General features: G+C 59.8%; 20 protein-coding genes. 6 read left to right on the top strand and 14 right to left on the bottom strand.

Annotation, left to right across the window (positions count from 1 at the left end; genetic code table 11):
* The first annotated feature begins 33 nt into the window (after positions 1–33).
* The 5 genes from EI291_RS13180 (at position 34) to EI291_RS13160 (ending at position 9,745) form a co-directional block, all read left to right on the top strand.
* Positions 34–2,034 (top strand): 7TM diverse intracellular signaling domain-containing protein, encoded by a 2,001-nt coding sequence (locus EI291_RS13180; protein ID WP_125420626.1) that lies wholly within the window; start codon positions 34–36, stop codon positions 2,032–2,034.
* A gap of 671 nt (positions 2,035–2,705) precedes the next feature.
* Positions 2,706–5,837 (top strand): SusC/RagA family TonB-linked outer membrane protein, encoded by a 3,132-nt coding sequence (locus tag EI291_RS13175; protein WP_170172632.1) that lies wholly within the window; start codon positions 2,706–2,708, stop codon positions 5,835–5,837.
* A gap of 90 nt (positions 5,838–5,927) precedes the next feature.
* Positions 5,928–7,415, top strand: coding sequence for a RagB/SusD family nutrient uptake outer membrane protein (locus EI291_RS13170; RefSeq protein WP_125420622.1), 1,488 nt, complete (start codon positions 5,928–5,930; stop codon positions 7,413–7,415).
* A gap of 78 nt (positions 7,416–7,493) precedes the next feature.
* Positions 7,494–8,753 (top strand): PKD domain-containing protein, encoded by a 1,260-nt coding sequence (locus tag EI291_RS23025; protein WP_205701600.1) that lies wholly within the window; start codon positions 7,494–7,496, stop codon positions 8,751–8,753.
* A 116-nt stretch (positions 8,754–8,869) separates the two neighbouring features.
* Positions 8,870–9,745 (top strand): glycoside hydrolase family 16 protein, encoded by an 876-nt coding sequence (locus EI291_RS13160; protein WP_125420620.1) that lies wholly within the window; start codon positions 8,870–8,872, stop codon positions 9,743–9,745.
* 386 nt (positions 9,746–10,131) lie between these two features.
* On the opposite strand, the gene EI291_RS13155 is transcribed toward EI291_RS13160, so the two are convergent.
* The 9 genes from EI291_RS13155 to EI291_RS13115 form a co-directional block, all read right to left on the bottom strand.
* The gene (locus tag EI291_RS13155; RefSeq protein ID WP_125420618.1) at positions 10,132–11,424 is read right to left on the bottom strand and encodes a hypothetical protein; all 1,293 of its coding nucleotides are present in this window, start codon (positions 11,422–11,424) and stop codon (positions 10,132–10,134) included.
* 121 nt (positions 11,425–11,545) lie between these two features.
* The gene (locus tag EI291_RS13150; protein WP_125420616.1) at positions 11,546–12,736 is read right to left on the bottom strand and encodes a class I SAM-dependent rRNA methyltransferase; all 1,191 of its coding nucleotides are present in this window, start codon (positions 12,734–12,736) and stop codon (positions 11,546–11,548) included.
* 65 nt (positions 12,737–12,801) lie between these two features.
* Positions 12,802–13,083 (bottom strand): hypothetical protein, encoded by a 282-nt coding sequence (locus EI291_RS13145; RefSeq protein WP_125420614.1) that lies wholly within the window; start codon positions 13,081–13,083, stop codon positions 12,802–12,804.
* A gap of 363 nt (positions 13,084–13,446) precedes the next feature.
* Complete coding sequence (locus EI291_RS13140; protein WP_125420612.1) at positions 13,447–13,896, bottom strand: SRPBCC family protein; 450 nt, start codon at positions 13,894–13,896, stop codon at positions 13,447–13,449.
* A 51-nt stretch (positions 13,897–13,947) separates the two neighbouring features.
* Complete coding sequence (locus EI291_RS13135; RefSeq protein ID WP_125420610.1) at positions 13,948–14,154, bottom strand: hypothetical protein; 207 nt, start codon at positions 14,152–14,154, stop codon at positions 13,948–13,950.
* Between the two features lie 35 nt (positions 14,155–14,189).
* Entirely contained in the window at positions 14,190–17,165 is a 2,976-nt protein-coding gene (locus tag EI291_RS13130; protein WP_125420608.1) for a DEAD/DEAH box helicase, read from the bottom strand.
* 327 nt (positions 17,166–17,492) lie between these two features.
* Complete coding sequence (locus EI291_RS13125) at positions 17,493–18,722, bottom strand: FtsX-like permease family protein (RefSeq protein ID WP_125420606.1); 1,230 nt, start codon at positions 18,720–18,722, stop codon at positions 17,493–17,495.
* Positions 18,723–18,817: 95 nt separating this feature from the next.
* Positions 18,818–19,627, bottom strand: a complete 810-nt coding sequence (locus EI291_RS13120; protein ID WP_125420604.1) for a class I SAM-dependent methyltransferase — start codon at positions 19,625–19,627, stop codon at positions 18,818–18,820.
* Between the two features lie 122 nt (positions 19,628–19,749).
* A complete protein-coding gene (locus EI291_RS13115) occupies positions 19,750–20,202 on the bottom strand; it encodes a ribosome-binding factor A (RefSeq protein WP_125420602.1) in 453 nt (150 codons plus the stop codon).
* Between the two features lie 202 nt (positions 20,203–20,404).
* Here EI291_RS13115 and EI291_RS13110 point away from each other — a divergent pair, with 202 nt between their 5' ends.
* Entirely contained in the window at positions 20,405–21,817 is a 1,413-nt protein-coding gene (locus EI291_RS13110) for a hypothetical protein (RefSeq protein ID WP_125420600.1), read from the top strand.
* A 79-nt stretch (positions 21,818–21,896) separates the two neighbouring features.
* Here the strand turns inward: EI291_RS13110 and EI291_RS13105 are convergent, their stop codons facing one another.
* The 5 genes from EI291_RS13105 to EI291_RS13085 form a co-directional block, all read right to left on the bottom strand.
* Positions 21,897–22,139, bottom strand: a complete 243-nt coding sequence (locus EI291_RS13105; protein WP_125420598.1) for a DUF6952 family protein — start codon at positions 22,137–22,139, stop codon at positions 21,897–21,899.
* An 11-nt stretch (positions 22,140–22,150) separates the two neighbouring features.
* Positions 22,151–22,462, bottom strand: a complete 312-nt coding sequence (locus EI291_RS13100) for a thioredoxin family protein (RefSeq protein ID WP_125420597.1) — start codon at positions 22,460–22,462, stop codon at positions 22,151–22,153.
* A gap of 122 nt (positions 22,463–22,584) precedes the next feature.
* Entirely contained in the window at positions 22,585–24,105 is a 1,521-nt protein-coding gene (locus EI291_RS13095; RefSeq protein WP_125420595.1) for a T9SS type A sorting domain-containing protein, read from the bottom strand.
* A 10-nt stretch (positions 24,106–24,115) separates the two neighbouring features.
* Positions 24,116–24,820 (bottom strand): phage tail protein, encoded by a 705-nt coding sequence (locus EI291_RS13090; RefSeq protein ID WP_317127655.1) that lies wholly within the window; start codon positions 24,818–24,820, stop codon positions 24,116–24,118.
* A 38-nt stretch (positions 24,821–24,858) separates the two neighbouring features.
* Positions 24,859–26,268, bottom strand: a complete 1,410-nt coding sequence (locus tag EI291_RS13085; protein WP_125420593.1) for a hypothetical protein — start codon at positions 26,266–26,268, stop codon at positions 24,859–24,861.
* Positions 26,269–26,480 lie beyond the last annotated feature (212 nt).

The raw sequence follows: 26,480 nt of genomic DNA, 5'->3' as shown, positions 1-26,480 counted from the left end.
ACACTGGCAGGTTTTCGTACTTTAGAAGTTCCCATGAAGCGCGTAACCTTTCTTACTCCAGTGCAGCGCCCCACCTGGCACTCCCTCCTGCTGGCTGGTATACTGCTGCTGCTAACGGCTGCCAGCCTGCGCGCTGGTGCCCGTCCTGCCGACACCCTGCGGGTAACGCCCCGTCTGCAGGAACTGTTTGTGGACCCCGGCTACTACAGTGTGCTGGAAGACCCGACCGGTCAGTTAACCATTCAGGATGTGCGCCAGCCCGCGCGGGCGGCGCAGTTCAAGGCCGGCAGCATGCTTCCCACCACTACCATGGACCACCCCGGCTCGGCGTACTGGCTGCGGCTGGAGATTCGGGCGCAGGGGCAGCTCCAGCAGCACTGGTACCTGGAAATGTTTGACTCTCACCTGAATAGCGTAGAGTTTTTCCCAGCCGACGGGGCCGCCCCCACCATTACCGGCTCCGACCGGCCGCTGATTACGCGCAAATTTCCCTACAAGAACTTCCTGTTCCGGCTGCCGTTGCAGTCGGAGCAAACCCAGACATACTACCTACGGCTGGTTTCCAGCTCCAAAACCACCTTTCTCAGCCGCTTACGCACTGAGCAGCCCCTCGCCATTCACTTCCAGACGGAGTATGGCCTGCTGGGCGGCTTTTATGGTATTCTGCTGATTATGGTGGTATATAACCTGTGCCTCTACCTGTTCATTGGTGAGCAAACCTACCTGCGCTACGTGCTGTACGTGCTCAGCTGCAGCCTGGTATTTCTGTCGGAAGACGGGTTGGGTTTTCAGTACTTGTGGCCCAATTATCCAGCTCTGAATGAGCTGATTGTGGCAGGCTCGCCCATTCTACTGCTGCTCACGTTCAGCTACTATGCCCGGCAGTTTCTGGATATGTCCCTGCGCCTGCCCCGTTTCGACCGATGGGTGCGGGGCGTAGTTATCATGAGCGTTATCGGGCTGGTTATTGATGCGCTCTGGCTGCATTCGGGCTGGGGTTTCTGGTTTTACCTGCTGCCCTACGGCCTCATCTACTACGCCGCACTGCGGGTGTGGCAGCGGGGGCAGCGCACGGCCCGCTTTTTCCTGCTGGCCCACGCGCTGGTCGCCATCAGCGTAGGCTTTCTTATTCTCAGAAAGCTGGGCATCAGCATGTTCACCAATACCGGCACGGTATATAGCATGAACGTGGCCTTTGTGATTGAAGTAGTGGTGCTCTCGTACGCGCTGGGCGAGAAAATCAAGGCTATCAAGGATGCCACCATCCGGGCCCAGGGTAAGCTGGTGAAGCAGCTGCGCAAAAAGCATTTGGTGCAGGAGCAGCTGGTGGAGCAGCTTCAGCGCAACCAGGAGCTCAAAGACCAGCTCAATTCTGAACTGGAAAGTCTGGTAGCCCAGCGCACCGACGAGCTCCGGCAGCAGAGCGACACCATTGCGGCGCAGAACCGGGAGCTGCTGCACGCGAATGGGTTACTGGCCCTGCAGTCGGCAGCTATTGAAAAGCTGAACACCGAGCTGCAGCAGGACCTGCAGGAGGTGAAAACGGCCCGGGTTCTTTCGAAGGAGGTGGATTTCGGCGAGTTTAGCCAGATTTATCCCGATAAGGACGCCTGCCTCGCCTACCTGGCCAACCTGAAGTGGGCAGATGGCTACCACTGCCGCAAGTGTGGCCACGAGAAGTATTGCGACGGGCGGGAGCCTCATTCCCGCCGTTGCACTAAGTGCCGCTACGTGGAGTCAGCCACGGCCTACACCCTGCTGCAGAAGTGCAAGTTCTCGATTATCAAGGCATTCTACGCCGTCTTTCTGATTTACACCCACAAGGGTAACTACTCTTCCCAGGAGCTTTCCCGCCTGCTCGATTTGCGGCAGGGCACCTGCTGGAGCTTCAGCCAGAAAGTGATGGAAGCCATGCGTCGCCGCCGTCTCTCCCCCGACTTTGATGAGAACGAAGGCTGGACTCATGTGCTGCTGGATGCCACCACCACCGAGCCAGAGGAGAATGTAGCTGCCGAAACTTTGGTGCAAGAGTAGCGCCCCGATCTGCAAAATCCACTGCCCTGTTTGGGCCAACGGGCTGATGCCCCTTTGACTTGCAACGGTTTTGAACCTATCAAAGACCGCAGTAAGTCAAAGGGGCATCATTGGTTTTAAGAACCTCTTTGGTAGGTAAGTGGACACTAATTGAGAAATAAGTGTAAAAAACTTACCCACAAATGTCTCTTTTTTGATTGTTTTTTACGTGGTGCTACACTTACTGCCGAATGCCCATTGCAGAGTTTTGAGGCCGTAAGTTATGTTTTTTGCGTGTGTGGTAAGTGTATAATCCAGTTGTGTAGTAAGGTTAAAAACGCTTATTCCAGCCGTTTTAGGGGGTTTTGATATTGCTTTTCCGAAACAAGCCCCGATATATTTGAGTGTTTAATTACCCCTGCTTCCCTAAGCCAGATAGCAGTTCCCCATCTGAAGTCGCTTCGACTGAGTCTGCTTAGAGTACCTGTTGCCCGGTGCCACGCAATGGATGTGCTGCCAATCTTGGTTGCACACGCTGATTTAACTCACCGGTTCCGGCACCAATGCAGGCCACACGACTGGTTGGTTTTTCCTCTTTGTTTTATTCTCCGGTTGCCTGTTCATCCCAAGGATGGGCCCAGTACTTGCCGGTTTTTTACCTGCTTTTAACTTCCCTCAATTCCCACACATTCATGAACCAACACCTCTACCCTCAGGCGCTACGCCGGGCAATGTGGCTGGCGGCCATCGGTTTGCCGGCCCTACCATCAGTGGCGGCTGCTCCCGCCAGCCTTCCCTCAGCGGCCGTCCGACTAACGGCGCTGGCCGATGTGCCGGTGTCAGGCCGGATAACTCAGGAAAACGGCGACCCACTGCCGGGTGTTACCATCATTGTGAAGGGCACCAGCATTGGCACCACCACCAACTCCGATGGGGTATTCAGCCTGAACGTACCCGAAAACTCCACGCTGGTTATCAGCTACGTGGGGTTTGCCCGCCGCGAAGTTCCCATAACCGGAGCTACCAGCAACCTCACAATTAAGCTTACCGAAGATACCCGCGCGCTGAGCGAGGTAGTAGTAGTAGGCTACGGTACCCAGGAGCGCGGCAGCGTAACGGGGGCCGTATCGTCGGTTTCCTCCCGCGAAATTGCCTCGCAGCCCGTAGCTGATGCCACGCAGGCGCTGCAGGGCCGGGCGGCCGGCGTCACGGTAACCTCCAACGGTGGGGCCCCGGGCGGGGCGGCCGGCACTTCCATCCGGGTGCGGGGTATTACGTCGGCAGGTAATAACAACCCGCTGTACGTGGTGGACGGCTTCCCGCTGCCCGAGGGCGGTGAAAACCAGCTGAACGCCATCAGCCCCAACGACATTGAAACCATTGACATCCTGAAGGATGCGTCGGCCACGGCTATTTACGGGGTGCGCGCTGCCAACGGGGTAGTGATTATCACCACCAAGCGCGGCAAGGCTGGTACCTCCACCATCAACCTGGATGCCTACCGCGGCGTGCAGCAGGTATGGCGCAAGCTGCCGCTGCTGAATGCCCAGGAGTACGCCGTTATCAACAATGAAAACCGCATTGCCGGCGGCGAGCCGATTGTGGTAGACCGCCTGCGCGACCCGGCCTCGTTGGGCGAAGGCACCGACTGGCAGGACGAGGTGTTCCGCCGCGCCGCCATTCAGAACTACTCCCTCTCGGCTACGGGCGGCTCCGACAAGGCCCGCTTCGCCGTGTCGGGCAGCTACTTCCAGCAGGATGGTACCATTGTGGGCTCCAAGTTTGAGCGCTTCACGCTGCGGGCCAACGGCGACGTGCAGGTGAACAAGGTGCTGAAGCTGGGCAACAGCATCTCGCTGACCCACCTGGAAGACCGCCAGATTACCAGCAATAACGGCGAGTACGGCACGGTGCAGCAGACGCTGCGCATCCCGGCCATTATTCCGGTGTACCGCCCCGACGGCTACTACTATGAGCCCCGCGGGGCCCAGGATAACTTCATTGAGGAAAACCCCATTGCGGCGGCCACCCTCAACAACCAGAAGTTTGTTCGCAACCGCGCCCTCACCACCATTTTCGCGGAGCTGGAACCGGTGAAGGGCCTGCGCTTCCGTACCAACATCGGGGCCGACTTCATCTTCGACAACTTCAACTCGTTCCGGCCTACGGTGCCCGAGCTGCGCGTTGGCAACGAGGTGTACAGCACCCGCTATAACCTGGCCGGCGCTTCGGCCACGTCGTCGTACGCACCCAGCTACCTGGTAGAAAACACCGCTACCTACGACCACCTGTTCAACGACAAGCACCAGGTAACGGTGCTGCTGGGGCAGTCGGCGCAGTGGTTCAACTACAGCAACGTGGAGGCCTATCGCACTGGCTACCAGCGCAACGACCTGCAGGTGATTAACACCGGGCCGCTGAACACGTCCCTGGCCAACGCGGGTATCATCAACCCCACCTCGCACCTGGCCAGCTACTTTGCTCGCCTGAACTACGAGTTTGCCGGTAAATACCTGTTCCAAGCCATTGCCCGCTACGACGGCTCGGGTGCCTTCATTCCCGGCGACCAGTTTGGCTTCTTCCCCGGCGTATCGGCCGGCTGGCGCATCTCGGAGGAGGATTTCCTGAAAGGCAACAGCGTAATCAGCAACCTGAAGCTGCGCGCGGGCTACGGCAAAGTGGGTAACCCCAACAACGCCGGCCGCTTTGCCTACCTCTACGCCATCAACTCCCAGATTTCGTATCCCTTCGGGCCGAACGGCACCATCCAGACCGGGGCCGCACCTACCCGCCTGGCCAACCCGGACCTGCGCTGGGAAACCAACAACCAGACCAACATTGGCCTGGATATGGGCTTCCTGGATAACCGTTTTGAAGCTACGGTGGACGTATACGACCGGACTTCGCCCAACCTGATTGCGCCGGTGCCGGTGTCGTTGGTATCGGGTACGTATGAGAGCGTAAACCGTAACGCGGCCAACGCCTACAACCGCGGCATCGACTTCTCCTTTACCTCGCACAACGTGCAGGGTTCGGGCCGGGCATTCAACTGGACCACTACCCTGAACGTGTCGGCGTACAAAACCAAGCTGGAGTCGCTGGGGGTAGGGCAGCCCTACGATGGCCTGGGCGCGCTGAGCGGTGTGATTGTCCGCTATGATAAAGGCCAGCCTTTCGGCTCGTTCTATGGCTATGTGGCTGACGGCTTGTTCCAGACGCCGGAGGACGTGAAAAACCACGCTACCCAGAACGGGGCGGCCCCCGGCGACATCCGCTTCAAAGACCTGAACAACGACGGTGTGATTAACGCATCGGATCGGACGTTCATCGGCAACCCCAACCCCGATTTTACCTACGGCATCAACAACACGCTCACCTTCGGCGGCTTTGATCTGAACATGTTCATTCAGGGCTCCCAGGGCAACGACATCTACAACCAGAACCGCTACATCTTGGAAAGCCCGCTGTATGGCAACAGCAGCGGCAGCAAGCGGGTACTGGGCCGCTGGACGGGCCCCGGCACCAGCAACGATGTACCCCGGGCCGTGGCCGGTGACCCCAACACCAACCTGCGGGTAAGCAGCTACTTCCTGGAGGATGGCTCCTACCTGCGTATCAAAACCCTCACGCTAGGCTACTCGCTGCCCACCACGGTCATGAGCCGCATTGCGGCCAAGCAGGTGCGGCTGTACGTATCGGCGCAGAACCTGCTGACGCTGACCAAGTACACCGGCTACGACCCGGAGGTAGGTTCCCGTGGTGTTGACCTGGGCATTTATCCGCAGCCGCGGGTATTCCTGGCTGGTCTCAACATCGGTTTCTAGTGTCTGATGCCAGGGGCCGGGAGCCGGCACGCTACGTGCTGAGCTTCCGGTTACCCGGCTACCAACAAAATTCCCTAACAGTTTCTGACGATGAGCTTCATCACAAAATATACCAGTGCTACCCTGCTGACGCTGGGCCTGCTGACCGGCTGCGGGAAGGAATTCCTTTCGGAATCCCCGACTGACCAGGTAACCGATGCCAACTTCTACAAAACCACCACCGATGCCATTCAGGCTACCAACGCTATTTACAGCGAGCTGGGCAAAGGCGGGCAGTACAACTACGCCCTGTGGGGTATCGGTGACATTGGCTCCGACATTTCGACTACCGGCGGTGGCGGTGGCGGCGACGGAATTGAGCAGCAACAGCTCGATTTCTTCAACATTCCCACCACCAACCCCATTGTAAGCCGCCTGTGGGGTGGCTGCTTCATCGGCATTGGGCGGGCCAATATTGTGCTCCAGAAAGTGCCGGCCATGAGTATTGATGCCGCCATTCAGAAGCGCTGCATCGGTGAGGCGCAGTTCCTGCGGGCCAAGTATTACTTTGACCTGGTGCGGGCCTACGGCGACGTGCCCCTGCTGACCAAGCCCCCCGTAACCCTGGAAGACGTGAACGTGCAGCGCACGCCGGCCGCCCAGGTGTACACCCAGATTGTGCAGGACCTCACCGACGCCATCGGCAACCTGCCCACCTCCTACAGCGGCGACGACATCGGCCGGGCCACCAAGTGGTCGGCTACGGCCCTGCTGGCGAAGGTGTACCTGACCCAGGGCAACCTGACCGGGGCCGCCACCCGGGCCAAAGAGGTAATTGCCGGCAGCGGTAAGTCCCTGTGGGCCAACTACGGCGACAACTTCAAGGTATCCACTGAAAACGGCCAGGAGTCGCTGTTTGAGGTGCAGTATGTGGCCGGCCGCAACCAGTACACCTTTGATGGGCTAGGCTTCGTGGGCAACGAGTTCTTCGGCCCCCGCGGTCAGGGCATTGTGCCCCAGGGCGGCTACGGCTTCAACATTCCGGAGCCCGATTTCGTGGCGGGCTACGAAGCCGGCGACCTGCGCCGCGACGTAACCATCTGGAAGCCCGGCGACAAGTACCCCGATGGCCGCGTACAGCCGGCCACGCTGCCCGGCTCGCCCAACGGCTATGGCTGCAAAAAGTGGTTTGTGGGCAAAGTGAACACCAACATCTGGGACTCGGAGCTGAACATTCCGGTGCTGCGTCTGGCTGAAATGTACCTGATTCAGGCGGAAGCGGAAGGCCCCACGGCCTCGGGTCTGGAAGCCATCAACAAAGTGCGGCGCCGGGCTTTCGGCGAAGCCATCAATACTCCTGGCACCCACGATATTGCCGCTGGCATCAGCGCCGACAACTTCAAGCGGGCCGTGTGGCGGGAGCGGAAGTACGAGCTGGCCTTCGAAAACGACCGGTGGTTTGACATGAAGCGCACCGGCGAGCTGCTTACCTCGCCCCAGCTGATTGCCAAAGGTGTGAAATCATACAACGTGTTGCTGCCCGTGCCCCAATCGGAGCGCGACGTAAACCGGGGCCTCAGCCAGAACCCCGGCTACTAAGCAGCCAGTGTAGCGGCGGGGCGGTTACCCGTTTCGCCGCCCTTTCTCCCCCTTCCCACATTTCTTGCTTTACTTCCCATGAAAACGATAGTACGTGTAGCAGCCCTCGGCCTTCTGGCCGCGCCGCTGTGGCTGGCCTCCTGCAAAAAGGAAGGCGACGATTATAAGCTGGAGGGCGCCGTGCCCCAGGCATCCTTTACCTCCCAGGCCAATACCACGGAGTTTCCCACGGTGGTGACGTTCACCAGCACCAGCACCGATGGCTTTGTGTACTCCTGGGATTTCGGCGACAACTCGCGCGGTACTGGTAGCCCGGTATCGCACACCTACCCGCAGCCCGGCTCCTACCAAGTGCAGCTGTACACTTCCGGCCGCGGTGGCACGGGCATCTCAGCCAAGCAGACCATCACTATTCCGGACGCCTGCAACAACGCGGCCTTCAGCAAGCTGGTAGACTGCAGCGGCAGCGGTACCCGCGTATGGTCCCTTTCCTCCGACCCGGGTGCCATCGTGCGCGAATCGGCCACGGGAACGGTGCTGTCTAGCTCTACGGTACTCAACGCTTGCCAGCTCGACGACCAGTTTGCTTTCAGCAAGAACTTCTCGCTGGGCTACGTGAGTGGCGGCCAGACGTTCAAGAACGGTACTTGCGGCACATCGGTAGATAACGGCGGCAGCTTCGTGTTCCGGCCCAATGCCAGCGGCAATCCGCAAATCGTACTGAAAGGGAAAGGCAACTTCATCGGTATTACTGATTCCGTAGCCAACAAAACATACGATATTCTGGAGGCTACCGATACCAAGCTGCGCCTGCGCGGCACCAACCCCGACGGTACCCGTACCGTGCTGACGCTGGCCCCCTACGATGCTACGGCTCCATACAAGCAGCTGCTCACGGGCGGCTCCTCGCGTACCTGGAAACTGGACAACGCCGCCGATGCCCCCATTACGGTAGGCACCGAGGCCAACCCGCTGGCCTACTTCGCCGGAGCCGCCGCCGGCACGCTGCCCGCCTGCCAGACGGACGACGAGTACACCTTCTCCACGGCCAACGTTTTCACTTACGACGCCAAGGCTGAAACCTTCTCGGCAGCCGCCGGCTACGTTTGCTCCGCTCCTTTGTCGGGCACCTCGCCTTACGTATTCGGTCCGGCTTCGGGTGCAGGCCTGGCGCAGTTCACCCTCACGCGGCCCGGGGCCTTCATTGCCGCCACCGATGCCTCGCCGACCGAGCGGGTGTACCGCATTCTGAGCATTGATAACCAGAAGATGACCCTGCGGGCCGGCAGTGGCCAGAACGGCGGAACCGTCTTCACCATTAAGATGGTTGTCAAGTAGTTCCGGCATTTTCTTCTCCGGTTTAGCCGGCCAGTGCAGGAATGCGCTGGCCGGCTTTGGCGGTGCCGGAGGGCTGGTTTTGTTGTGTTGTAGTCCTCCTTCCGTAACCTTCGTCCATGAAAAACTTCTTCCGGCTCCGGCCGAATCCCGCTTTCCTGACTGCCGGCCTAGCTGTAGCATTGAGTCTGCTAGCCTGCACCGAAACCAAAACCAAGAACGTCCCGCAGCCTACTCCTACCTCCACCACGCCGGTAGTGAATGAGGAAGCGCGCGACTACAACCAGTACACGGAGCTGGTCTGGAGCGACGAGTTCAATACCGGGGCCCTCGACCAGACCAAGTGGACCTACGAGCTGGGCGGCGGCGGCTGGGGCAACAACGAGCTGCAGACCTACACTAACACCAACGACAACGTGTACATGAGCGGGGGCAACCTCGTAATTCAGGCCAAGCAGACGGGTCCCAATGCTTACACCTCGGGCCGCCTCATCACCAAAGGCAAGCAGAGCTTCCAATACGGCCGCATTGATGTGCGCGCCAAGCTACCCAAGGGCAAAGGCGTGTGGCCCGCCATCTGGATGCTGGGCTCCGATATCGACCAGAATAACTGGCCTAAGTGCGGTGAAATTGACATTATGGAGCTACGCGGCAGTCAGCCCCGGGAATTCCTGAGCACCATGCACTTCGGCAATAGCACTGCCGACCACCGCTACAAGGGCTTCACCAAAGCAATGTCTGTGGATTTGTCGGCCGATTTCCACACCTATTCGGTAGTGCGCAGCAAGGACCTGCTCCGCTTTTACGTGGATGGGGAAACGCAGCCGTATTACCAGTTTACAGGCAACGACGCAAGTCCCTTCCCCTTCAACAACCCATTCTTCGTAATTCTGAACGTGGCCGTAGGGGGGAATTTCGACGGTAATCCTGATGGCTCAACCACCTTCCCCCAGCAGATGCAGATGGACTATGTGCGCCATTACCAATACAAATAAGCCAGCGCTACTGCTCGGGTAAGGGGGTGGGAAACAAACCAAGCCTGAGCGTAGCACCAGTGCCGTAAGGCTGCTGGCCAGGGTGAGAGTGGAGCCTGGCTATAGTTTCCGGGTTCCGCTCCTCACTCATTCCGCCATTGTCTTTTTAATAATCCTGCCGGGCTACCAGCGTCGGGCAGGCACGTACCGGAGCCGGTTCACCAGTTAGGGGGGTGGGCCGGCTTTCGGTTTTTTCAGCGTGGCTGAAGTAGTAATGGTTTCACCCAAACCCGTTTTGGGTTTGCGGGCCGGAAACCCGGCGCGCGTTGCTCAGCCAGGCCCGCACGCTGCACAGGCCAGTTTTCCTGTTCAGCTACTGCTGACTTTCTGAACGGTCGCCACACTGGCTACTCCGGGGCCGGCAGCTGCTCCAGTTGGAGTTGACGCGGTTGCTGGGGGTCGAGATAAAAGGCGTACCGGGCGTTGAGGCCACGCAGCTCAAACCGGATTTCGGCAGGCCGGCGGGGCCGGCGGAAAGCCTCCATCTGCCGAAACGGAAGGGTCGCCGCCGTACCGGGCCGGTGCTTGTCGATGGCCAGCAGGCCCCGCTTCTCATCCAGCAGATAGTACGTGTGCGTTTGCCACACGTAGCGGCGGGGCACTTCATAGGCCATAGTGCCCTCGGTACCGGTGTAGCGCAGCGGCTGCTGCACCTGCCCACCGGGCGTAATGATGAAGGCATTAGGGCTGCGCCGGCGGCTGCCATCCTCCACCCATTGGTCCGCTTCCTGAAACTCTGCGCTAGGAGCCGCCCCTTCAATCGGCAGGCTTTCCGCGGTGGCGGGGCTGGGAGCGGCAGGCGGCGCGGGCCGGTAGTAGCCGTAGCGGTAGACAGTAAACAAGGTGGTATCGGTAAGCGGGAAAGCGGCCACCAGCTCAGCGCGGGGCTTTTGCAACGACACCAGCGGGCCGCTGGGCGGCACCAGGGCCTGGCAGGTAAGCAGCGTACCATCGGCCAGCAGCCGGGGCACACAGTCGGGCGCGCCCCAATTGGAGCGGTAACTATTGAACAGCTGCCGCCCGGAGCCATCCAGCCGCAGCAGCACCACCACGCGCTGCGAAACATCACTGTACGGAATACCGATTTCCAATGCCAAGGCCAGCCGCTGGCTGGGACCGTGCGCGCCCACCAGGCGCGGAGCCTGCGGCTCGCTCACCGTCACCACGTCGGGGTCGGCTACGCCGAAAAAATCGGCCTTGCGCAGCCGCTGCCGAAACACCGTCCGGCCTGCCGAGTCGAGCAGCGTGATAGTGTGCCAGCCTTCGTAACCGCGTACCTGCCGAGTGCGGGCAAACGTGGCCGTATCGGCGGCGAAAAAGCTGCCCACTGCTCCTGTGGTAACGGCCAGCAGCGGCTTAGTGGAATCAGTGGCGGCGCGTAGCAGCAACCGGTACTGCCGCCGCCCCACCCGGAACACGGTATCGTGGCCAGCCTGCAGCAGCGAATACCCGGTTCGGCTGGCATCGGTGGTATCAGACGGAACCACGGGGGGTTCTGCGGCTTTATCAGCGGCCGTAGCCAAGGTATCGGCCGGTTGCCGGGCCGCACGCTCCGTGTGCGTTGCCGGCCGTTGCTCACACGCCATCAGCAGCAGCCCGCCGGCGCCGTAGCCGGCCAGCCATTTCCAGTAGTTCGTCATCAACCAGAAATATAAGCGGTTTGCCCACGTTCCGGCCCGACGTTCCATGCAGCCCCCGGAACGCACCGAAGCCCGGTTTATCCTGGTGGAAAAGCCGGGCTTCAGTATGGTATAATTCGGGTTACTCCACGGCCAGCACCAAGCCCTTCAGGTACTCACCCTCGGGGTGGAACAGGCTCACGGGGTGGTCGGCGGGCTGGGTGAGGCGGTGCAGAATGCGGGCCGGGCGGCCGGCCTCAATGGCGGCGGCCAGCACGGCTCCCTCAAACAGCTCGGCCGATACCACCTGCGAGCAGCTGAAGGTGAACAGCAATCCGCCGGGCGCAATCTGCCGGATACCGGCCGCGTTCAGGCGCTTGTAGCCCATCAGAGCATTATGGCGGGCTGAGAGGTGCTTGGCAAACGCCGGGGGGTCCAGCACAATCAGGTCGTAGGTTTCCTGGCTGTTTTTCATGAAGCTGAACACGTCCTCGGCGTAGGCAGCGTGCTTGCTTTCCAGGCCAGTGAGGGCGGCGTTGCGCTCCGTCAGCTCAATGGCCCGCTTGGAGCTATCCACGGAATGCACCAGCTCGGCCCCGGCCTGCAAAGCGTAGGAGCTGAAGCCGCCGGTGTAGCAGAACGTATTGAGCACCCGGCGGCCGGGCGCGTAGCGGGCCAGCAGGCTGCGGTTGTCACGCTGGTCGATAAAGAAGCCGGTTTTCTGGCCCGTTTCCCAGTCCACGGCGAAAGGGTGGCCATTCTCGTGTACCACATGCTCCTGCCCGCTGCTGTCCCCGAACAGGTAACCGTTCTGGGCTCCGGGCGCGGCCTTGGCTGGTACGGTTTCGGCGCTCTTATCGTAGATGGCACGCAGGCCAGGAATTACCTGCTGCAGGGCCGCGGCAATAAGGGGGCGGGCCTTGTACATGCCGGCGCTGTGCGCCTGCACTACGGCCGTATCGCCGTACACATCAATGATGAGGCCGGGCAGCCCGTCGCCCTCGGCGTGGGTGAGGCGGTATACGTTAGTGTTACCGGTACCCGTGAGCCCCAGACCCTGACGCAGCTGGTAAGCATTCCGGATTTTGTTTTCCCAGAAGGCGGCATCCGGCTGTTGGGCCTCGGGGCCAAAGCTGAGCATGCGCACGGCAATGGAGCCGGGGGCGTAGTGACCCACGCCCAGCAGCTCACCGTTGTGGGCAAATACCTGCACCACTTCCCCCTCTACTACCTCACCCTGCATTCGGCCAATAGCCCCCGAAAATACCCACGGATGCAGGCGGCGGAGGGACTGGTCTTTCCCGGGCTTGAGAGTAACGGTGGCAAGTGACATGGCAAAGGGCTGGTGAAGTGGACGACAAAGGTAACTCAATCGGCCTCCCCCGCCACACGAAGCGGTTAGGCAAACGGGTCGAGGTAGGCAATGAGTACCGCCAAAGCCGCCAGACCGGCCAGCACCGCCCATACCGGCCCGCCCCAGATCAGCAGCCCTAGCAACGAAATCGGCAGCACTACCAGTCCCAGCACGCCCAGCACCGTGGTGCCCAGGCCAACTTCGGCGGGGCGCTGCGGACCGGCTACCCGGCGCATCTGTTGCGCCTCCGGCTTGCGGCCGGTAGCAGCCGTAGCCGCAAGGTGCCCCTGCACCTTAGCCACCGTCTGGCGTAGCTGCCGCTGCATGTGTGGCCTGTTGTAGTACCTACGAATCGTTGCCGGGTGCTTAACTGCCCCCGATGCTACCATTTGGGCTGGTATGGCCGGCGGGCTGATGGTGGTATCGGCAGGAGCCGGATGCGCTACCTCCGCCCCCCCAGCAGGCCTGAACTGATAGGTCGTTTGTGCACTACGGCAACTGGCCATCAGCCCTGCCATAAGCACCAATAAGTAGGAAACCTGCTTTAGAAAGCGGCCGGAAGTAAAAGAAGAAGTAAATGAAGTAGACATAGGCAAAACCGGAGGCACAGCAAGATACACGACTTGCTGGGGTGGTATACGGCTCTTATCAGCTCACCGCTGCCTGAGCGCCTATTTCCAATACGTCTACTACTCCGGCTGCCCGAACCAACGGCGGTAAATAGGCCGCCGCCACGCAAACTGCGCCCACATGGCCGGCCACAAAAGCCGGTCCAGCAGACCAGAGCCGGCGGTATATTCCAGGTCTTCCACAATGTAGGTACCGCCGCCGGGGGCAGGCTGCATCAGGTGGCGGTGCCGCCACTGGCGCAGCGGCGGCGGCAGCTGCCGGCCCTCATCCACGAAGTAATAGGTCCCGTCGGGCGTCACGCCGTGGTCGGTGATGAGCGAAGTCCAACGGGCGCTCAGCGGGCCGGCTCCCAGCTGAATGTGCACCTCGTCGCCGCGGTGGCAGCCATCAAACCGTAGCAGCCGAAACGGCGGGAACGGCGGGGCCAGGGCCAGAAACAGCTCCCGGGTAAAGCCCTGCCACACTTGGGCGGGCGGGGCGGCAACGTGCGTGCGGAGGTAAAGGTGCATACTGGTTTAACCCTGGGTGTTGCCCCAGGGTTTTGCCAAAGTCTCAACCCGTTACTTCGGCATAAACCAGTGCAGGTAGCCGCAGTTGTCGCACTCGTAGCAAACGGCTACGGGGTCGGCCCAGTCGGGCGTCAGTAAGCTCAGCTTGTTGATCTGTACATCCCGGCGGTGAAAACCCTGGTGCCGACAGATAATGCAGTTCAGCGGATTGCCTTTTATCTCCACCCGTACAGGCTGAGGTGCTTTAAATAAACCCATTTTATCGGATTAGATTAAATTAATTCGTAAAACCTCTATCCCAGCAATTCCTCAATATCCTCGCGGGTGAGGCTCTTAATGATGGCCTCATCGGTAGTGATGAGGTCAGTTACCAGCTGAATTTTCTTGTTCTGCAGGGCCAGAATTTTCTCCTCTACGGTATTCTGGGTGATGAACTTGTAGGTGAATACCGTGCGCTGCTGCCCGATGCGGTGGGCCCGGTCTACGGCCTGGGCTTCCACGGCGGGGTTCCACCAGGGGTCCAGGATGAACACGTAGTCGGCGGCGGTGAGATTGAGGCCCACGCCCCCGGCTTTTAGGCTGATCAGAAACACGCGTAGCGCCTCGGTTTCCTGGAAGCGGGCCACCTCCTGGTGCCGGTCGCGGGTGTTACCATCGAGGTAAGCATACTCAATCTGCCGCTCATCCAGAGCTGCCCGTACAATATCCAGGTGCTTCACAAACTGACTGAACACCAGCACCTTATGACCTTCCGATACCACGCTCTTGATCATGCGCACCACTTCCCGCAGCTTGCCCGATTCGTGGACGTAGTCCTCGTGGGCCATGCGGGGGTGGTTGGCAATCTGGCGGAGCTTGGTGAGGCCCTGCAGCAACATAAACTGGGTGCTGGCCGTGCCGTGCTCCTCCAGGCTCTGCAGAATCTGGTTGCGGTAGAAGCTCTTGGTTTCCTCGTAGCACTGCTGCTGCTCCTCCGTCATAGGGCAGTAGCTCAGGTTTTCAATCTTCTCGGGTAGCTCCGTGGCCACCTGGGCCTTATGTCGGCGCAGAATGAAGGGCTTGATCAGAGCATGCAGACGGCGCGTTTTGCCCTCGTCCTTGCCTTTCTCGATGGGCTTAAGGAACTCCTTGCGGAAAAACGCCTGGGTACCCAGCAAGCCAGGGTTGATGAACGACATCTGTGACCAAAGGTCCATCGTGCTGTTCTCCACCGGCGTGCCGGTCAGAATGAGACGGTGGCGGGAGTGCAGCCCCCGCACGGCCTGCGAGGTAGTGGAGCCGGGGTTCTTGATGGCCTGCGACTCGTCCAGAATCACGTAATCAAACTTATAGGTCTTCAGCAGTTCCGCATCCAGGCGCACAATGCCGTAGCTGGTCAGCACTACGTCGTAATCGGCAAACTGCTCCACGTTTTTATCCCGGTACGTGCCCGTGTAAATGAGCAGGCGCAGGGCCGGCGTGAACTTGAAGGCCTCCGTCATCCAGTTGTACACCAGCGAAGTAGGCATCACCAGCAACGAAGCTGCTCCTTTCGCAGCACCAGTTTCCTTACGCTGCAGCAGGAGCGCCAGCGTCTGAATGGTTTTGCCCAGCCCCATATCGTCGGCCAGACAGCCCCCAAACTGGTACTCCTGCACGAAATGCAGCCAGTTATACCCCGCCTTCTGATAAGGCCGCAGCTCGCCCCGGAACGACTCCGGCATGGGCCGGTCTTCCACGGTTTCAAACTCGCGCAGCTTTTCCAGCTTGCGGCTCATTACCACCGTAGCCAGGTTGCCGTTCTGCAGATCCGATACCAGGGCCAGATGGTGCTTGCGCAGCGTGAGCGTATGGTTGTGCTCCTCCGAGAAGGCAAAAAGCTCCAGGTACTGCGTAAACCACTCTTCCGGAATAATGGCAATCTGGCCATTGGGCAGCCGGAACTCGTGGCGCTTGTTGAGGATGTAGGGCCGGAGCTTAATAAAGGGAATTTCGAACTCCCCGAACCGCACCGTGCCGTGTACATCAAACCAGTCGTTGGTTTCCGTGATGCCTACCTGCACCGTAACGGCCCCGATGAAGTAGTCTTTGCCGGAGCTGGTGCCCTGCTGCACGGTAAAGCCCATGCGCACCAGCTCATCGGCATGGTGGTGCAGCCAGCGGAAGGCGGTGGCTTTTTCCAGCACCGCGCGACCGTTGCGCACTTCCAGCGCCCGGTCGGCCAGCTCGGCTATAATTTCCTGCTCCCGGTCAAGGTTGCGGATAAGGCGGTGGAAAATATAGTTGTCTTCCTGCTTTTCCAGCTTCACGCACACCCGCTTATCGTGCGTAGTATGCACGGTGTGGTCGCCGTAGCGGAAGCTCAGGTCGAAGTGAATATGGTCGGAGGGGGCCTCAGCGGTGGCCACGGCTACACCACCGCCCGCGCTGGCGGCTCCGCGCCGGGCTACGGCTGCCCGGGCTGCCGGCGTTGTAACCACGGTGGCCCGGGGCGCATCCGAAAACGTAAGCTGAGGCCGGGCCACGTATCGTTCCGAACGAATATCAAAGCCCCGGGCATGCACGTCGAACGACTCTACCAACGGCGCTACAAAGCGCTGAAAGTAGCTGTCTTCCACCTGCCGGGGAATCACAATAAACTTCTTGTTCAGGAACGGCTTGATCTTCTTACCGTCCACATCATTGCGGAAGTTGTACAGGATGTCACCCAGGAGCATCCAGGCGGGTTGCTCACAGATGATTACCGCGTTTTTATACTGGAAATCAAGCTTCTGCCCCTGGTACTGAATGGTGGGAAAGTAGTGGGTGCTTTCCTCGTTGCGGCGGAAATGGAAGAGCACGGAGGCGGGCTCCGGAGCCACGCTGATTTCACGCCAGGTAGGCTCCCCGTCTTTCCCCATAATAAACACGCATTTGCCCTGCAGCCGCTCCAGAATCTGGCTCATGCGTTCCTGCACATACTGGCAAATGGCATCCTGTAGCCCCTTGTCGCCTTTGTCGGCGTCGTAAATCTTCAGGAAGAAATCAGCGGGCGTAGTTTTCTTCGACCAGAACTCTTTAATAACGGCATCCTGCTGAATCTGGTCGGTCAGCGCAATCAGCTCAAAGTCAATTTCGTCGAGTCCGTCAGCAAATTCCGGGGCGTTTTTGGCGGATACCGTCTGGTGCTGGAGCGTGAGCTGGCCCCGTTGGTTACGCTGCACCACATAGGACTCGAATAGATATCCCAGATACTCGTGCTCGAGTAACGAATAAACAATTTGAAATGGCTGTGAAGTAGAGACCTTCATGGTCGGTAACTAGAATGCAGCGTTGAAAGTAATATGAATTGCCAAATACTATATTTTCTACCAAAAAGTAAAATTTAATCCAAGAATAATTACATTATACAGATCAACTTAGTCAAATCTATACCTGTACTACCCTTTGCAGTCTACGAAGGTAACGGAGTTCTCTTCTCATAGTTATAGTTTCTGGTAAAGAAACAACCGCTTTATCTGCTTGTTTGAGCAGATAAAGCGGCCGATATTCATTTCGGGAAGACAAACTGGGGCCGGAAGCGCCCACATCCACACCACTTCCCATATCCGGAAGCATCTGCCGCAACTACCTGCTAGCTACAGATTTTCGCGCAGATCCAGGCTGGCAGCGTTCAGGGCCGGCCGGATGGACACGCCAATGGTGATAACCACAATGGCAATACCTGTCAGCACGATATCCGAGAGCTGCATCTTTACCGGGTAGGAGTCCACTACGCTGGTGGCCATACCCATGCTTACGATGTGGAAGGTTTGCTGCAGCCAGCAGATACCCACCCCCAGCACCAGCCCGGTTATAGCACCTACCTGCGCCACAATGGCTCCTTCCAGCAGAAACACATTGCGGATGGTACGCGAGCTGGCCCCCACGGCCATGAGCACGGCAATATCCTTGCGCTTATCAATCACCAGCATCGAGAGCGAAAAGAAGATGTTGATACTGGCAATGAGCAGAATGAAGGCGAAGGTGATGAACACGAACATCTTTTCCACCTTGATGGCCTTGAGCAGGGACACGTGTTGTTCATCGGAGTCCAGCACCTTGAAGCCGCTGCCGAGCTGCTTTTTCAGGGCCTCCTTCACGTCGCCGATGTCGCGGCCGGGTTTGGCCTTCACCTCCAGGGCCGTGCGGCGGTTGCCGTAGCGCAACAGGTTCTGGGCAAATTCCAGGGGCACGAACACGTAGCTGTCGTCGATGTGCTGCTCAATCAGGAAGACACCGCCGGCCAGAATATTCTGCTCGTTGAAAGCTGTTTCGGGGTTCATCGACAGCGTTTTGCGGCCCGTGTTGCGCGGGTACAGCAGGTGCATGGGCGAGAACCGGTTATCGAGGGTGATGCTGAGCTCGTGCTGCACGCCAGCCCCCACCAGGGCGTAGTCCAGCCCGTCGCGGTGCAGCTGGTGGCTGCCATCCACAATGGCCGAGTCGATGTTGCTTTGCAGGTGGTAGTTGTCGGAAACGCCCTTCATTTTCACCACCATCTGCCGGTCGCGGTACTGCAGCAGGGCGTTGTCTTCAATCACCTCCGTTACCAGGCCCACGCCGGGGGTAGCGCGGAGCTTTACCAGCAGCGGTGCGCTCAGCTCAAACGACTTGCCCTGCACGGCGGTAATTACCAGGTCGGGGTCCGATTTGCCATACAGACTGCGCACCAGATCCTCCAGCCCGTTGAACACCGACAGCACAATAATCAGTGCCATCGTTCCCACGGCTACGCCCACCATGGAAATGTTGGAAATGATACTGATGATGTTGCGCTTCTTCTTCGAGAGAAAATAACGCCGGGCAATGAGCAACGGTACGTTCACGTGCGGGGCGCGGGATGGGGCTGGTTAGAAGGCGTAGAGTAACAGCGGGGCAATGGGATAATCAGGAGCAAGATACGCCGCCGGGCGAAAAAGGTCTATTTCCAGGCCTTCACAATCAAACCCGTGCCCGATTCGTGCGTGGTGTTGGCATCGAACCAGTTCAGAATGAGACAGAACGGAAAGGTAACGAGGTAATAGAAGGGCAGCAACAGGAAGAACAACTTCGATTTGCCCAGCATCAGAATGGGGTATTTCATGCTCAGGCGCCACGAAATCTGACCCGGCTCACCATAGCTGTAGCGAGCCTCAATGCGCTCAAAACCAGCCGTACGCAGCTTCTGCTGAATCTCGTGAATGTTGTAGCCGTCGCGTACGTGCTCCTCAATGAAGCTGGTTTCGTCGTCGGAATGCACGTCGGAGCCGCCCTGGTCGGAGGGAGTGGAAATCAGCAGCATCCCGCCGTCCTTGAGGGACGTGTGGATGTTGCGAAACACTTCCACATCTTCCAAGATATGCTCCATCACATCTACCGACAGGGCCAGATCAAAGGAGTTGGGCTGCTGATACAGCACCAGGTCCTGCACGGCAAACTGGGCATTGGTGCGGCCAATCTGCCGGAAAAAACGGTTGGAATCAGCTACCTGCTCATCCTTCACATCCACGGCCAGAATCTGCCACTTGCGGCTCAGGCCCGACAGCCAATAAGTGTACTGCCCGTAGCCAGAGCCGGCATCCAGGATATTCAACGGGCTGTCGGTGCGGCCTTTGGACCACTGGCGCAGCTCCCGGTGTACGTGCCAGGTGCGCAGCAGCAGCAAATCAAGCAGATGGTAGAAGAGGCGACGAAGCCAGGGCGTGCGGTTAAAGACTTCGCCAAGCGACTTTTTAATCGGGTCGTAGTACAAGGGAGAGTAACTGAGTAGCGGAGTAACTGGGTAAAAAGAAGCGGAGCAGCGCAAATAGCTGAGCAACTGTTCAAACTGGTGGTATTTGCGCCAGCCGAACCCTTACTCCGCTACGCAGGTGCTTAATTGCTTTCTTCGTCGTCGGCGAAGAGTTTGGGGCGTTTAGGCGCGGATTCGGCATCATCGGCGGCCGAGGAACTTCCTTCAGCGGGAGCCGGGGGAATGTGCAGGTCGCCGAACACTTTATCCATGTGAGCGGCATACGCGGCCGAGTCATCCATGAAAAACACCAGTTCGGGCACGATGCGCAGCTGCTTGCCCACCCGCTTGGCCAGGGCCTGCCGGATAGCTTTGGTGTTGTCTTTCACCAAGGCTTCCTGCTCGGCGTTGGAGCCGTTGTTGCCCACGGTAAGCACGCTCAGGTACACACGGGCCACACCCAGGTCGGGCGATACGCGCACGAGGCTGATACCCGGCGGCAGACCCGGAAACAGGTGCGGCAGGTCGCGCTGAAATACGGCGGCTAGGTCCTGCTGCAGCAGGCTGGCTACTTTTTGTTGTCGTTTACTTTCCATAAGAAGTGGCAAAGATACCGTTTAGGCAGGATTAAGTACGCTGAGAAAAAGGCGGCTACCGATTCCTTTTCTGCTTACCGGCCCTATGGCCTGGCAACGACGCCTGACGGGCCGGAGCAGCCGCCAGTGGTAGCGGGGTACTGTACGGCGGCACAGTTGCTCCTATCTTTGTCTTCCGCTCACGTTTCACCGGCTTTCCACTTTGCTTCAATTCTTTAAAAGCTCCCTGCCTACCCGCCTGTTTGTGCTGCTGCTGCTGCTGCTGGCCCTGCGGCTGCCGCTGTTGTGGTGGGGAATTCCATTGATGCCCGTGGAGCTACGCAGCCTGCTGATTGGGGAACGGCTGCACGCCGGGGCCCTGCTCTACCGCGACGTATACGACAGCACCGCCCCATTGGCGGCGGCACTGGCGGGCCTGTCGGAACTGGTAGGCAACCGGCCGCTGTGGCTGTACCGGCTGCTGGCGCTGGCGCTGTTCACGTTTCAGGCGCTGCGGTTCAACTTTGTACTCAACCGGGCCGATGTACACCCCGAGCGTGGCTACGTAGGGGCGCTGGTGTATCTGCTGCTGGGCTCGGTTTCCACGGAGCTGGATATTCTCTCGCCGCTACTACTGGGCCACACGTTTCTGATTGCGGCATTCAGCGCCCTGCTGCCCACCTCCCGAGAGGGTTACGACAACCGCCGGCTGTTTCGGGCGGGGTTTCTGATTGGGGTGGCGGCTCTGTGCTATCTGCCGCTGGCGCTGTTTCTGCTGCTGGGGCTGTTTGCCGTCATCATCTTCGCGGCCAACTCGTTCCGGAGCTTTCTGCTGCTGGTGTGTGGCTTTCTGTTCCCGTACGCGGTGGTGGCCACATTTTTTCTGTACACCGATTCGCTGCCGGGTTTGTCGCAGTTTCATCTGCGCCCTACACTTAGCGGGCTGGTTGCCGGCGCCGACGGGCTGCCGCTGTGGGTGCAGCTACGGCTGCTGGTGCTGCCGGCGGCCCTGTTGCTGCTGGCCATCGGGCGTAGCTTCACGATTCCACCCAGCCTGGTATTTCAGGTGAAGTTTCAGCAGCTGATGCTGGTGTGGCTGCTGGTGGCCGGGGCCATGGCTGCGGCCGGCAAAGGCACAGCCCCCGGTACGCTGGTGCTCATACTACCGCCCCTCACGTATTTCAGCTTGTACCTGTGGCAAAAAAACCGCCGCGCCTGGGTGCCGGAACTGCTGCTGCTGGTTTTGGTAGGAGCGGTCTTGGCTGTGCGGTACCGGTCGGCGCTGTTTCTGGATGGTATTATTCCCATTCCGCTGGAAAGTCGCTACGCCGTGCAGTCCAACCCGCGCTACGCCTTTCTGCAGGATCAACAGGTGCTGGTGTTGGGTTCCGATATGCGGGCATATGCTCAGAACCACCTCGCCACGCCTTACCTCGACTGGCAACTGGCCCAGGCCGATTTCGGTCACTTAAACGAGTATGATGCCATTTTTCGGGTGGCGCACAATTTCCAGACCGCTCCTCCCCGCTACCTCATCGACCAGCGGGGCCTGGTGCCGGAGCTGCAATACAAGATACCCGCCATTTTCAGCCGTTACGAGGCCACCAATACTCCGGGCGTGTACCGGCTTAAATAGTGAAATGGTGAGTTTGACGTTCTGCCGGCTTTGCCGGTACAGATTGAACGTCAAACTCACCATTTCACCTTTTCACCATCTAGCTGATGCTTACGCGTACTTTGGCAGTGTACTCGCGCAGGGCAGTTTTGAAGTCGGAGCCGGTATCCTGCATGTGGTTGAGGATAAAGATGGCCGCGAATACGTGAGTCAGCTGCTCACCTTCATCTTCGCCTTCTATCTCAAAAGCAGGGGTTTGCTCCTCCAGCAGGGCTTCCTCGGCGGCTACCAGCTCCGGCAGCGTCCGGGTTTCTACCAGACGCTTGATTACGGGCATTTTCATAGCAGCAGCGTTTAGTTAAGGCGGGAAATCAGGCTGGCTACGGCTTCTTCCTTGCTGGCTGCCACGGTATCTACCAGCTCTCCGTTGCGGAATACCGCGAAGAAGGGAAGGTTGGTAACGCTGGCCAGTTTGCGGGCCTCGGGGCTGGTTTCGGCGTTTACGTCCAGGAAGGTCATGCCTTCGTTCTGCTCGGCCAGGCGCTTGAACTTGGGCGAAAACAGGCGGCAGTTGCCACACCAGTCGGCGTAGTATTTCACCACTACTTTCTCATTCTCCTGAAGCAGCTGCTGAAAATCGGCGTCGGTGGCTTTCGTTACGGACATTATGGGGTTGGTTGGTAGAAAAATCGGCAAAACAGAGGAGAATGATTCTCATCTGGCAACAAAGGTAAAGCCCGTAAACCGGAAAAAAGTTTACGGGCCTTCGCAATTTGTTGATGAGGGGCTTACTCCACTACCAGCCGAGTGCGCAGCGTATGGCCGCCTACCTGGGTGCTGAGCAGGTACCAGCCCGCGGGCAGCCGCTCGGTCGCCCCGAAGGCTACCGGGTTGTTGCCGGGCAGCAGCGCGGCTGGTTGCTGGCTTACCAGGCGGCCCAGCGCGTCGTGCAGCTGCAGGGTAGCCACTTGGGCGGCGGGAGCATACACCGTGGCCGTAAAGCGCCCGGCCGAGGGGTTGGGCGCCACCGTCAGGGTAGGGGCCTGGGCATCAAAGCGCACCGTCTGCACGGCCGAGTACGTTACCGTCCCGTTCAGATCCTGCTGGCGGAGGCGGTAGTACCACACTGGGGCCTGGTGGCCGGCTCCTGCGTGCTGGTAGGCGTACTGCTGCAGGCCCGTGCTGTTGGGCTGCTGGCTGGGCACAAACTGCAGCTGCTGGAACTGTACCCCGTTGCGGCTGGCCTCCACTCCGAAACCCTGATTGTTCACCTCAGCAGCCGTGGTCCAGCGCAGTTCGGTGTTGGCGGCCTGGGCCGCAGCCGTAAAGCGGGTAAGCGTTACGGGCAGCGGAGCCCCGGGGTCAGCCGCCCCGAAGATGCCGTAGCTGGCCAGGTTGTTAGCCGTGAGGCGGTTCTGACCGGGAGTTACCGAGCTGGTCACCGTCTGCCAGGCCGCCCCATCCCAACGCAGCAGGCGCAGGCTGCTTTCATTGAAGGTGTTAGGCGTGGCAGCTTCGGCATCAAGATAGTTGAGCGTGAGCGTGGCGGTGGGCGGGGTGGTGTAGCCGGCCGCCTCAACCAGCCAGTACCGGTCGAGGGCACTGGTGGCCTGGCGGGGAGCCTGGTTTACGCCGGCCGGGTAGGGCAGGTTAGAGGGCGGCGTGGCGTAGCTGGCAAAGCTCAGACTGCCGCCCGCCCCCACGCCCGCCGTGCCGATAACGGCCTGCATAGGTACGGTAGTGGTGGCGTCGCCAACGGGCACGGTATAGGTGCCGGTAGCGGTACCCACTACCCATACCAGCTTACCTGGCACGCTACTCACGGCACTGATCAACCGGCCACTGCCCACGCTTAGCGCCGTGGGGGCCGGGTTGTTGAGCGTGAGGGTTTGGCCGTTCAGCTGTAGCAGCGTGTTGCCCAGCTGCAGCCCCCCCGCGTTGACACCTACCGAGGTGGCCACCTGCAGCTGTACCGGGCCGGTGGTACCCGTTGCGTCCAGCGTGTGAAAGGTGGTGGTGGCGCTGCCGGCAATGCGCTGCAGGGCCGTTCCCGCCAGCATTACCGTGCCCGTGGTGGCATTGAGGGCGGCGGGGCCGGCGTTGTTGGTCCAGTCGCCGGTGAGGCGCAGGGTGCCGCTATTGCTGATGCTGGTAGAGGCCCCGCTCAGCTGCACGCCGCCCTGCACCGTAAGCACCGCCCCGGGCTGCAGCCCTAGCGTGGCGTCCTGCACCGTCAGGGTTTGGGCCGCGGCCGGAGTGCTCAGCAGCAGCCCCAGCGCCAGCAGGTTTCCAGGAGTTGTAAGGTTCATGGCCGCTTGGTTAGTTGCGCGACGGATAGATACCTTCCAGCGCAATGCAGAAGTTGAGAGCCAGGTAGGGCTGCATATTGTTGTGGGGCTGGCTGCCACCCGCTGGGTTGGTTGTCACGCTTCCGGCTCCACCCATGGTACCATTGGCCGTACCGTGAAACTGCGGCAGACCCGAGCCATCGGCCGCCAGCACATTCCCTACCGGGCTGTTGCTGGTACCCTGGCCCGTATTGCAGGGTAGGGCAACACTACCGGTATGAATGTGGGCCGGCATTTCGGTGGTAATTAACGTGTGGGTTTCGGCTCCGCTTCTTTCACCCAGTGAGTGATAGGAAAGGCCTGGTCCCTGGTTGAAGTGGATGGGCACCCGACCCCGTAAGTCAGGCAACGCAAATGTAGTCTGCCCATTGCCGCCGTAGGTTGTGCCCAGCAAGGAAAACAACGCCGTATTCTGCGCAATCGATAGAATCTGCCCTTCACACATGGCCCATCCTCGTGGAGCATAGTTGAAGCCCGCTATCATAATCTCGCCGATGAATGGCGTGTCCGCCTGCGTGCCAAACGCGGCGGCTTTGTTGGGGGCCAGCAGGTTGGCCAGCAGGCCACCGCCCATAAAGGCTCCTAGGCGTTTCAGCCAGCCCCGGCGGGCCGGCTCGGCAGCAGGTTGCGAAAAAGGAATCGGCTCGAAGCCGTTCGGAGTAAGTAGTTGACGCATACTAGCGGAAAGTCAGAATCTGGAATTAGCCCGCGGCTTTAGGAAATGCGGTACCACGTGCCGCTCAGGTACACAAATTGCACCCCATACCCCTTCAGTATGGTGTGCGACACGCCCGTAGAGCTAATCACCGTGAGGGCCTCATTGTCGAGGTTGGTGAGGATGAGCAGTTGCCCGGCCGTGCCCGTACCCAGCGTGATGGTGCCGTTGGTGGTGTTGCTATTATCGGTGTAGGCCTGCATGGTCACGGTGGGGTTGAGGGTGGTGGCCGTGGTAGGCAGCGCCGTAGCGGCCGACGACGAGAATACCACCACGCCGCTGCTCACCGACAGGGCCGGGCCGGTACCGGTGTTGCCCACGGCAAAGGCGCTGCTGCTGCTGCTGGTAGTGCCGCTGTAGGGCAGCGTGAGGCCGCTGGTTGGCGTTTGCCAGGTAGCCAGGCCGCTGGCGTCGGAGGTGAGGACCTTACCCGCGCCTGGACTGCCGCCCGAAATCTTCACCTGACCGTTTACTTCCAGGGCCGTGCTGGCATCGGTTACGCCAATGCCCACGCGCGGGCTGCCGTTCACCTGCCCCACCGACATAGCCAGCACCGACCCTGTGTTGGGAGCTGTGGAGCCTGCGCCGGTGCTGCTGTTGTTCAGGAAGAAATCAAAGGCGTTGCCGCTCTGGCCCAGGTTGGCTTGGTGGCGGGTGCGCAGCCAGTGCCGGTACCCATTGCCGCTGCCGCTCCACTGAAACGCCATGGCCCGGGGGTCGCCACTGCCATCTGCCGAGGCCCCGGCCACCAGTTCCAGCCGTGCCTGGGGTGTGCTGGTGCCCAGGCCCACATTGCCGGAAGGCAGCAGCCGCATGACTTCCTGGTAAGCTTGGTTGCCGTAGGAGCCCGAAGCCGCCGTACCCAATCCAAAGGAAATACCTGTTTCTACCCCCCCGGCCCGCACATTCAGCGTGCTACCATCGTGGCTAAAGTACAGGTGGTCCCAGGCGGCGGAGTTCCGGAATGCCAGCCCGCCCAGCACATCCAGGGGCTGCTGCGCGCCGGTTAGGCCCACGCCTACGTTACCAGCCGCCGTGATGCTCAGCCCTGCCGTACCGCCGTTGCCCACCAGCAGCTTATCGGCCAGATTCAGGTTTTGGGTGGCGGTGTGGTTGCCCAGGTTATCGGCTACCACCAGCTTCCAGGCGGCACCATCATACTGATACAGGCCGGCGGTGCCATCGGATTGGTACACAAGCAGGCCCGCGGCGGGGCTGCTGATGCCGGTAGTGCGTTGGGTTTGGGTCAGGCGCGGAATGAGCAGCCCCTTGGAAGTGGAGCTGAGGTCGAGCAGAGCCGATGCATCGGGCGTGGTGGTGCCAATGCCCACGGAGCCCGTTTGGGCCCGGGCAGCGCTGGCCAGCAGCAATGCTCCGCCCAGCAACCAGGCGCGTACAGGTTTACGCATGCAGAATGGGGATAATAGTAAGATGGAAGAAAGCAACCAGACAGCGCCCGGCAACCCAGGCCCACAGTTGACAATTCAAAACTATCGTACTATTTCAACTTGAAAAAATTTTAAATTAAATATTAAATTATATGAATAAAATATAGTGTTCAGCTTGCGTTCAGTCGGCAAGGCGCGTGCTACGGTTTTACCACCCAAGCCACTGTACTTTT

This window comes from Hymenobacter rigui (assembly GCF_003944715.1).
Classification (GTDB): Bacteria; Bacteroidota; Bacteroidia; order Cytophagales; family Hymenobacteraceae; genus Hymenobacter; species Hymenobacter rigui.
The sequence above is the reverse complement of the archived record's forward strand: the minus strand, read 5'-3'. Positions and strand labels throughout refer to the sequence as shown.